This is a genomic window from Bacillus sp. AFS002410 (assembly GCF_002556365.1).
In the GTDB taxonomy this organism is placed as follows: domain Bacteria; phylum Bacillota; class Bacilli; order Bacillales; family Bacillaceae_G; genus Gottfriedia.
The window spans coordinates 1-11,246 of the sequence record NZ_NUEU01000100.1 but is presented as its reverse complement, the minus strand read 5'-3'; the positions used below and the strand labels follow the sequence as shown (position 1 = coordinate 11,246).

Sequence of the window (11,246 nt, the reverse complement as noted above, 5' to 3'; positions counted from 1 at the left end):
TATAAATGTCAACATAAGTATGTACATTTTTGATTATTTAAGTATGTACAAAATCACTCATTCTCTTTCGAAATATGTTGCTTAATTCGGTATGATTCACCAACAATTGTTACTACTGTTGCGTGATGTAGTACCCGATCTAAAATGGCATTGGCTAGTTTTGTATCTTGAAAAATTTCATCCCACGATTTGAAATTTATATTCGTTGTTAGGATTGTACTTCTCTTTTCATATCGGAGGTCTATCAGTTGAAAGAACAACTTCGCATCTTCCGCATCAATCGGCAAATAGCCAATCTCATCAATAATAAGTAGTTTATATTTTGTATAATGCTTTAACCGTGATTCTAATCGATTTTCAATCCTAGCTCTTTTTAATTGCTGAAGTAATTCATGACATTTTATAAAGTATGTACTTGTTCTCTTTTTAGCTGCTGCGATTCCGATTGCGGTAGCTAAATGTGTTTTTCCTACTCCGCTAGGTCCTAAAAATACAATATTTTCTTTTTCTTCGATAAAACGTAAGGTCATAAAATCAAGGATTTGTTGTTTATTAACTGTTGGTTGGAATTCAAAACTAAAGTCACTCACTTCTTTTAAGTGGGGAAATGCCCCCACTTTAACCATCGAATGAATCATGTTATTCTCTCTTACATCAATTTCATAGTTAGTAAGTTTGACCAGTGTTTCTACGAAGGATAATTGATTACTTACACTAAAATCAATTGTTTCACTTAAACGCTGAATCATTTGTTTTAATTTTAAATACTCTAGATTTTGAATTAACTGATGATATGAATTATTCATTTTTATACACATCTCCAATTGCCTGTAAATTTTTCTTAGCTAATTGATCAATATCAGGATAGTAAGGAACAGCCTTACTTAGCTCCTCTTTATAATGATCATCTTTGTAATTGATTTTTAATTGACTAAGTTTGTGTTGAACAATTAACTCCGTGTTATAATAAATGAATAATTGATCATCATATGCTTGTAGACCTACGGTCTTACCTCGATACTTAGCTGGTACTGAGTATTGGTTAGACTTGTAGGACACCATATTGGTTGAATTTACTTTCACTAGCGTATGTTTGATTCTGTAAGAATCTCTTATTTGTTGCCGTGGTAGGGGCAATAAGAGATTTTTTTCTTGTTTTAAGGCAAAAATCGGTATTTTTCCTGTCCCTTGATGGAAACTATGGTTGATTCTCTCGCATAGCTGTTGTACAAATTTGTGAAGCTCCTCAAGACTGAACTTTCCTTGATATGCGTGAATTTCATCCAAATACTTCATAGGGGATTCAACTTTTCCCTTTGTCCTTGGTCTTCCTGCAATACAAGGCTGCACCTTAAATCCAAAGTCATCCGCAAATTGAGCGAAACGTTTATTCACTATCCCTTTAGAATAGCTCGTTCTAGCTTGATCCATTATAGTCTTCATATTGTCTGTCATGATTTTTTGCGGCACACCCCCAAATGATTCAAATACTTCTGTTAAAAACGAAAAGAGTACACTTTGTGATTTCGATATAGACAGGTGAAAAGCACGAAACCTAGAATACGAAAGTAATAACACAGCCACGTTTATGTGTATGATTTCGCCCTCTTTTGTTTCATAACGAATGTCCTCTTTCCAATCTAATTGAGCTTGTTCTCCAGGTGGAGTCTCAAACCTGATACTAGATTGTGTTGGATTCGATTTCTTTCCTTCTTTAAAATATGCTTGAAATTCAGGTTTACTTTGAATGTATCTACGAAAAGAAGATGCCGCACAATTCAAGTTATGGTTTTCTTTTAAATATTGCCAAAGAACTCTTTTATAATAAAAAATCTGTTTTGACTCTTTTGATAATAAATTCGAAATCACATCATAGTAAGCATCAATCTTAGAGGATTTACTTCTCGTCTTCTTTGGAGTATAGCCATTTAAGTACTTATCAATCGTACGTCGGTCCACATTTAATTCTTTCGCTAATTGATTCTTATTAATTCTCATTTTCAAATTCTCCATAAGTAATTTTAATCTCGGTAAGTCTAAAAGACTCTTAATCTCAAAATTTGTTTGAATATCTAATGAAATGTACATACCAATCCCCCCTGATTAGTATGTAGAATGGAGTCGAAACTGTACATCTTTATTTAATCAATCTTGTACATATTTAAGTTAGCATTTGTACTCAGTTAACTACTAAAGCGAATCTACTAACTAGCATGCTAGTTCTATGTTTACAACACTGCATCCTTTCTTCACTTACTACATTCTAAATTACTTCTAAAACTTCTAACCCACATCAATGTGTAAAAAATGAGACTGTCTCAAATTAAATGAAGAAAACCTACAAGGAAATTAGGATTTCTTACGGGTTTTTGTACGTTAAGAAATTATAAATTGGCAGCAGGAAGATTACTCTACTTAGATACCAATTCTAAGAATTAAGTATAAGTGCAACTACGACTCTGTCTTCGCCTAAAGGTTCGCCAATCGGCGAATTTTCTTTATGTTTTTTCTTGAATTGTCATCATATTTTGCCCAGTTTCAAAACCTTTTTATGTTATGTTATTAGTTTGAATAAGATTTCAAGCAGAATAAACAATTTTCCAACCAGATATAGAAATATTTCAACCAGTTTCAGTAGTATATCAACGGAGTTCACAACTTTATAAGCAAAGGGCAAAGTTCACAGAGTGTTCGCCCGAAACCAACACTATGAGTAATTTTTATAATAAAAAAGAACGTCTCAAAAGTACAGTGACCTTTGAGACATCCCTGGCGTAACTCAAGAAGAGTCCCACTTTTATAACTTGAATAAATCTTCACCTGAAAGAACTACTATTTCATTATGAACAAATTATTTTCGTTTGAACGTTACATAAATCGTATGATTCCTCGTTACGTTCGTAAATGTATAGGCATTGTTTTTAGCCTTCACATTCACTCCGTCTACCTTCAACGTAGCGATTATATAACCTTTTTTCGGTGTAATTTTGAACGTTTTATTTGTTCCGTTAGCCACTGTAACTTTGTTGCCCGGGCTAATTGTATCGTTTTTACCCGCAGTTACTGTAATCGTGTGAACGATTTGCTTAAATGTCACATGATTGTACGATTCTTCGTTATGTTAGTTAAAGTATAGGTGTTGCCTGTAAACTTCACATTCACACCATCTACCTTGATCGTATCAATCTTATTTCCTTTTTTCGGTGTAATCGTGAACGTTTTATTTGTTCCGTCAGCCATTGAAGCTTTACCGATTGGGAATTGTACCATTTTTACCCGTAGTTACTGTAATCGTGTGAATGATTTGCTTGAACGATACATTGATTGTATGATTCTTCGTTATGTTAATAAACGTGTAGGTACTTTTTATTAACTTGGCATTCACACCGTTAACCATTAATGAAGCGATTTCATATCTTTTTTTCGGCGTGATTGTAAACGTTTGATTGTCTCCGTGTTTCACATGTACACTGCCGCTTGGGCTAATCGTACCATTTTCTTTAAGAAAAACACTCTGTGTGATTGAATAGCCAGTTCCGTCCTTCACCATTTCCCTAATTGTCTCATAGCTATTACTTGCATCGTAATCAAGGGTGATTCTAAATAACCTTCATTCATTTTTGATTGATCCTTCACGGGGCTGTTCTAGAAAAAATAAACAGCTTTGAGAACAAAAATAAGACAAGAATACGAAATTGTATTCTTGTCTTTTATTAATTTTAAGGGAAAGTTTGTATTTTGAAAAAAGATTATCTAATCGTTGTACTTTCAAATAGGGTATTTAATCAATCTTCGTAATATCATAAACACTTTTTGAATTTATTCTGCCTGTTATTTCACTTTTTAAAGCTTGATAGACATTATACTTGTCCACTCACCATAGATTTTTTGTGTTCCAGCCAGTTTGTAAGAACGGATTTTGTAGTAGTATGTTTTACCTTTACCTAATCCTTTGTTCGTGTAATTAGTTGTTGTCACGCTAGTTAGGTGAGAATATGAACCTGTTTTTGAAGTTGCTTTTACAATTTCATAACCTGTTGCACCTGATACTTTTGACCAAGTTAGTTTTACACCATCTTTTCCAGATTTCGCTAATTTTACATGTCCTGGTTTAGCTGGAATAGAAACCCATTTTGCGTAAATTGTTGTGTTTGCTGTAACATGATCCTTCGCAAAGTTCCAAGCTACTTTACCAGAAGCGTCTTTGTACCATCCAAGGAATACGTAACCTTTTCTAGTCGGAGACTTCGGTTGACTAATTGTTCCATTGTAAATTGCTGTTTTTGAAGCAACTGAGCTTCCACCGTTACTATTAAATTTAACAGTATACTTGTTAATGTTCCATTTTGCATAAAGTGTAATGTTGCCAGCTAATTTTACAGAACTTCCTGCCGACGTTTTTAATGAAGCATCTTTATACCATCCAGCAAATGTATAACCCGTTTTTGTTGGTTTTGGTAAATTAATAACACTATTGTAATTCACAGTTTGAGCAGGAACTGTAGAACCTCCATTGCTTACATAGCTTACTTTATATGAGTTGATTTTCCACTTCGCATATAACGTAGTGTTGTTTGTAACTTTATCTTTTGTAAAGTTCCAAGGTAATGTACCTGCAGCATCCTCATACCATCCAACGAATGTGTAGCCTGTTCTCGTTGTTGTCGGTGCAGTGATTACAGTGTTGTAATTTGCAGATTTGTCAGCTACTTGGCTACCACCATTACTGTTAAAGTGAACCTTATAAGAGTTAACTTGCCACTTAGCGTATAGAACCATATCACCATCTACTTTGTCTGTTTCAAAGTTCCATGCTGTTTTACCTTCTGCATCTTTATACCATCCAACAAATGTATAGCCTGTTCTTGTTGGCTTTGATTTATCTAATAATGAATTGTACTCAGCTTTCACTGAAACTGCTAATCCCGCATCTTGTGTGTCATAGATAACAGTGTATTTAGCTGGTTTCCATTGTCCATAAATCGTTTTTGTTGAGTAAATTGAATTTGTGAATTCCCAAGGAATTGTACATTCTTCATCTGCAAACCAAGTTAAATCATAACCATGCACAGTCGGTGCTGTGATTCTACGTGCTACAATTTGATCTTTTGTTGCATCCTTCACTTCAGCAGGTGCATTCTTTGGCATTACGAAATGCACAGTATATCCATTTACAACTTTTTGTACTACTGTCACATCAGCATACTCTTTAGCTTTTACAGTAATCGTATAATCTTTAGCTCTTGTGAACAGACTCTGATTAAAAGTAATCGTACGATTTTCTTTATCTACATTGTATTTCGATGCGTCTACTGGAAGACCGTTGATGTTAATGCCAGTAATCGCATTTGCCCAATCTTTGTCAATGAACTCTAATACTATATCGTTGCCTACTGCATTATCTGTTGTATCTACTGTAACAACAGACCCAGCTAATGCATATTTCGCATAAAGTTTGATTGGTTTTGTCACAATGTTATCAAAATCATAAGGTTCTGTTAAATTTTGATCCGTATACCAACCATAGAACTTGTAACCCACTTTTGTTGGATCAACTGGTTTTGTCGCATTTCTATCTACGATTTGAGCTGAAACTGGGTCTCCACCATTTGATTCAAATGAAACTGTGTAACCAATAACTTGGTCAACCACTACAACATCTTTATACCCCTCTGAAACAATCGTTACGTTGACTTTTTGTCCAACCGTGAATAGAGCAGCTTTAAGGGTGATGCTATTATTAGTAATTGTGTAATCCTTATTCAACTCTAAAGTTTTTGTACCAATTTTTATAGCTTTGATATTATTTTTCCATGTTCCATCATCAGTGAATGGTAACGTAATATCGCTTCCAACAATGTTTCCAACAACGTCTTTATTCACAGTAGGTGGAACCTTTATCCAACATAGATAGAAAGTAGAATTATCTGTTAATACTTTCGGATTTGTTGTAATATCTGACTTCTTGTCACTTGAATTAGCTGCATCCAAATAAAGGTCTGGACTAATCGTTAAATTACCATTCGTTACATGTGTTGCACCTGTAGACATATTTGGCGCATTTGTTTTTCCATTAACTAACGCGTCAGCAAAGAATGTGTCAGTTGCAGTTTTTAACGTACCACCGTTTAAATCAACATGGCGTCTATAACCAAGAAGAATACTTGGAATTGTAACCGTCTCTCCTGTTGTAGAAGTTATCTTTAACGAATACCCTCTGATCCCGCCATTATTTCCAAGAGTTGGCATTTCACTGAAGGCAAACTTTTCACCTGGTTTATTTTGACCTGCTTGAACAGCTTGATCATGTGTAGCCGTTGTGAATGATAGAATCCCGTTACTTCCGTTAGATGCTAAGTCATACGTACTTGGGTCTAACGTATACTTTGTCGGATCCGTATCTGTTGTGCCATCGCTCTTCATTCCATAGAATGTCGCTTCAATATTTGCAATTTTATCTTTTCCTGTTAACCAAGAAACATTCGTTAAATAATCTGGGATGTTGATTTTTAAATCGCCTTCTCCAAGCACCCAACCGTTACCACTTGCATTTGTGTTACTTGGGTCGAATTTCGCTCCATTCGGATTCGATTTATCAACAGGTGAATAACTTTGAGTCGTATTCATTTGCCATTTTGCATAAACTGTTTTGTCTTCAGTTTGAATAGATGATCCTGGATCCCATTGTGTTGTACCTGATGCTTCATTATACCAACCAAGGAACGTATAGCCTGGTTTCGTTGGGGCAGGAGTATTATATGCTATCAAATTACTGTTCGGGCCATTTGATCTACTTGCGCTTGCTTTAAATCCTATCGCCATCGGATTAATCGGCGTTCCTCCTTGGCTGTTAAACGTAACACTATATCCAACAGGTTGTTGACCCGTGTAAACTGGATCAGAACCAGCAATTACATCTGGATAAACAGTACCATCTGCACCTTGTGAACTGATGGTAAATTTGTAAAGTTGTGGTAGATAACTTGTTCCACCTGGGTCTACAGTTGCATTATTATAGGTTTTACCATCATTCGGATTAAGAGTCGCATTCGTCATAAATGTTTTTGCGTTAAACGTAATTTTCCCAGGCTTACTTATGTCGTAATATTTTTGATTCGTATCTGGATTGATCAAATTAGTGATATCCATACTTAATTTACCGTTCGTTGTCACAATCACTTTATTAATTCCATTTCGCCATTTCGCATCTTCTGTGAAGTTTAATGTTAAATCCTTTCCAATATGCGCCACTGTTGGGTCAGTGATAATCGGAATCGCTGGCGTCGGAATTGGAACCGATGAGATTGTTAATGATTTCGTTACATCTTGGTATCCTGCCGCTTTTATTGTCATTGTATAATTTGTTGCCGTTGGGAATAACGATCCAGGGAACGTAATTTTTGATGGCATTGTTGCCGATTGGCCACTTGCATCCGTATACTGATATCCTGGATTGATTGTCACTAAATTGGTTACATCAGTAGAACCTAACATGATTTTTGTAATTGATTTTCTCCACTTTAAATCGTCTACGAACACAGCACTTGTTGGAGAAAGTGAAATTGTTGCTCCATTTTGTAAATCTTCTAACTTCGGTGTTGATACGATTTGCTGAGCTGGAGCTGGGAAATTAAGCTTTTGCATAACTTGCTCTAATGTGTCACCAGCATTTAATGTAATTGAACCTGCATAATCAGTTGTAAAATTCGTATCTTTATCTACCGTTAATTGTGCAGTTGGGACACTTAACCCTGCATCAATTGCACTTTGATTTTTGATACCAAAGTTTTTAAAGATGAAGTAGAAATCATTGTAATCGATTCCATAGCCAAAACCACTTGGCTTAATCCAGTAAATATCTGCATCACGATTTGTGTTTAAGAATGCAGTTTTGTTAGCTAATTTATTATCTGGATTATCAACATTATTTAAGTTTTTATATTGATAATAAACATCGATTTCTTTCAGTAAATCTTTCATATCGATGACGTTATCGCCATTGACATCTCCACCTAATAGAATTGGGAAAAGACCTGGAAGATCTTTGACGGTACCTGATTGATAACCGAATTTGTTTTCACCAATTACTGGTGTTTTTGCGTATCCTTTAAAATGTCCCGGTACGCTTGCTTCCATAGAATATGGTTTATTACTTACATCTGCTGTCACCGCATAATATGGATTAATAAACGTATAGGCCATTGTGTTATTAAATGATGTCGGTTGATCCGTTGTAAATTTTTTGCCTTGATCATCCGTCACCGTTACCTTCGCACCTGAATCAACTGTGAATTGTGGATAATTGTTATTTACGTTATTTCTTGCGAAAGATTCCGCTGCCACACGTCCTCTAATTAAAGAAGTGTTCTGTCTTACATAAGGTTCATTCGTTGGGAACCATGCGATTTCTGTATCTTCACCTGATAATGTTAAATTCGCTTGTAATAATTGATATGGGAATGGTCCCGTAATCGGATCAGGGCTTGTATAGGTCACATCTGCTTCTAATATTGGCATATCATGGTCAAGTGCACCTGCTGCTCCTATATTAGAAAGTGTCACATCTGTTGTTTTTCCAACTTGATAGTTTGGATGAACATAAGGTTGACCTACAGTAAGAACCTTAGTTGGATCAATCCCTTTACTAATAAGGTAATTTTTATACACGTCTGTTAGTCGGATATTACTGTATTGGTAGACCTTATTATCATTCAGTAAAAATTTACCGCCAGTCATTCCAACACCGTAGTGTGTTGTCATTGTCATTTTGAATGGTTTATTCGCATCAACAACCAATTTATCTTCGTTACCTGGTCCTGCATCTACTCCATTAGATGAAGTTAAAGTAACATACGGATTTCCCTTTTTAATAAAGTAATAGGTTTGATCATTTATACTATCACTTTCACCGGAATAATCAACTGGGTCAATAATAAATTGACTTCCCCATTTATTTGTAAGGTCTTCAGCAGTCACACCAAAATGGAAACGACCTTTCGCATTGGTATTGAAGTACACTGTTGGGAACATACTGTCTTGATAACCTACAACACTGTTCAAGCCTTGATCAACAGGAACTGGTGTACCATCTGTAGGGCTTGGCACAGACGTTTCCCCGTTAGCTTTCATTACGTCAATGTTCGAATCATAAACTGTACCCGTGAACCCTTTAATTTCTTGTCCAGGTAGATACCCTGTCGGATCAATTTCATAAATCCCACCCTTGGAGTCTGCATCCATCGTCATTGTTGGTGGTGTACCGTCAACATATAGCGTATCTTCCGCTGTGTAACGTTGTCCATCTTTACCAGTTGCTATCATCTCAAGAGAGTATGCGCCTTCTGGTAACACTTGTAAGTCTGTTGAAATGCCAGACTGATCATACGTTCCATCGTATGCCTTTGTAAATGGAAGATACCATCCATTAAATAGAGTGATACGTGGGCCGTATTGGACACCAGGGATGATATCACTACCGTTGGATAAGGAGTTAGCTACCCCTATATATTTTCCGTCTTTGTCTTTTACTAGGATATAGTAGTTATCCATTTCGTTATTTACTGAAAAATTATAAGCAGAAAGATTTCCTACACTAGTCGATTTTATCGCGACTTGGAAATTATTAATGCCTTTTTCCGCAACTGTAATCGTAAACGGAACGCGATAAGACTCTGATGAATCAGCTGTGTTTACAAGGTTAATATACCCTTCGTAAGTGCCCTCTAATGCATTTGATGGTACTGTAATTTTGGCTGTTGCTTTAACAGTACTTCCACCACCAACATTAATGTTTGTCACGTTTTGTCCACCGACAGTAAAATCGACTTTTACATCATTTCCAGTGCCTGGACCTACTTTATTCGATCCAGCAAATTTTGTTGATATAAACTCAGTACTTACTTTAAATGATTTACTGCTATTTCCTTGGTTAGAAACATTAAAATCTTTTGAAGAAACAACATCATCTGAGCCGTTCGTTGCACCTTCTCCTCTACCTTTAAAACCAAAGAACATACTTCCAGTAAGGTTATCTACTTCATGTAGAGTTGATGCATCTGATAGATTATCCGCCGTAATTGCTTTATCTAACACTTGAATTTTCACATCTGTCGCAATTGCACGAGCAGGATCAACACGTCCAGCACCTACTTGGTAGACACTATAACTCTTTGAATCTGTATCAATACTTTTAGCTGTATTCATTAACACCGCTTTTACATCTGCAGGTGTATAATCTGGATGTGCAGCTTTAATTAAAGCTGAAATACCAGCAACGTGTGGAGTTGCCATTGATGTACCAGACATAATTTGATAACCAAGTTTATAATCATGTGCTGCATTTGGCTCCCAAATATCGTATGGAGCTGTTGAAGAAATATCAACACCAGGCGCTACAACATCAGGTTTAATTGTCCAATCTTTAACTGGACCTGTTGAGCTAAAACTTGCCAATTCATCCCCACTTTTACTAATATAAGCATCAAGTGTCGATGGGAAAGTAATGCTTGCAGTTTTAGGATCTTTTTTAATCGCATCAGATAATGCTTGTCCTTGTGCTTGTGTTAATGAAATGGAATAAACATTATCCATGCTGACACCTAAGAAACTAGGTATAAAGCCTTGGCTATCAGTATCATCCGTATTATCCCAAATAATCATACCCGCTGCTCCAGCGTTTTTAGCATTTGCCATTTTTGTTTGTAAATAGTCAACGCCACGCTTTACTAAAACAAGTTTACCTTTGACATCAATTCCACTATAATCTGCTTCACTTCCTAAACCAACATCAACAATCGGAAGTGTTTGACCTTTATAAGCATCGTCTGCTTGTGAAAAGTTTTTACCGAATAAACGTGCTTTATAAGAAGTTGAACCATTCTTAATGGTCATTGTTGCAATATCTTCAGGGATTGTACTTGCACCTACAGTAATTGCTAGTGCTGAAGCTCCTGGTGAACCGACTGTAGCTTGCCCAGGGCCACTATTACCTGCAGCAACATCACACACAACTCCAGCTAAAGTAGCATTGTTAATCGCAATGCTTGTTGGGTATAGTGGATCATTAACACTTGCACCAAGTGATAAATTAATTACATCCATATGATCTTTTGCAGCTTGATCGATACCACTTAATACAGATTCCGTTGTTCCATGTCCTCCTGGTCCTAATACACGATAACCATGAAGCTCTACATCAGGTGCTACCCCGTTTGCCGAATAAGCATCGTTATTATTCGTCGTATTTG

6 protein-coding genes are annotated in these 11,246 nt (G+C 36.0%); all 6 read right to left on the bottom strand.

Annotated elements, in window-relative coordinates; translation table 11 throughout:
• Positions 1-53 precede the first annotated feature (53 nt).
• Positions 54-806: an IS21-like element helper ATPase IstB gene (gene istB / locus CN692_RS24100; protein WP_098121673.1), complete on the bottom strand. Its 753-nt coding sequence runs from the start codon at positions 804-806 to the stop codon at positions 54-56.
• Positions 799-2,088: an IS21 family transposase gene (gene istA, locus CN692_RS24095; protein ID WP_098121672.1), complete on the bottom strand. Its 1,290-nt coding sequence runs from the start codon at positions 2,086-2,088 to the stop codon at positions 799-801. Before istA ends, istB begins: the two co-directional genes overlap by 8 nt.
• A 763-nt stretch (positions 2,089-2,851) precedes the next feature.
• On the bottom strand, positions 2,852-3,097 hold the full coding sequence (locus tag CN692_RS24090; RefSeq protein ID WP_098121671.1) for an InlB B-repeat-containing protein: 246 nt from the start codon (positions 3,095-3,097) through the stop codon (positions 2,852-2,854).
• A complete protein-coding gene (locus CN692_RS26385) occupies positions 3,094-3,270 on the bottom strand; it encodes a hypothetical protein (RefSeq protein WP_179874544.1) in 177 nt (58 codons plus the stop codon). The genes CN692_RS24090 and CN692_RS26385 overlap by 4 nt, the downstream gene beginning before the upstream one ends.
• Entirely contained in the window at positions 3,248-3,550 is a 303-nt protein-coding gene (locus CN692_RS24085; RefSeq protein ID WP_098121670.1) for an InlB B-repeat-containing protein, read from the bottom strand. Before CN692_RS24085 ends, CN692_RS26385 begins: the two co-directional genes overlap by 23 nt.
• Positions 3,551-3,843: 293 nt before the next feature.
• The coding region (locus tag CN692_RS24080; RefSeq protein ID WP_098121669.1) for an InlB B-repeat-containing protein at positions 3,844-11,246 on the bottom strand (7,403 nt) is incomplete at its 5' end.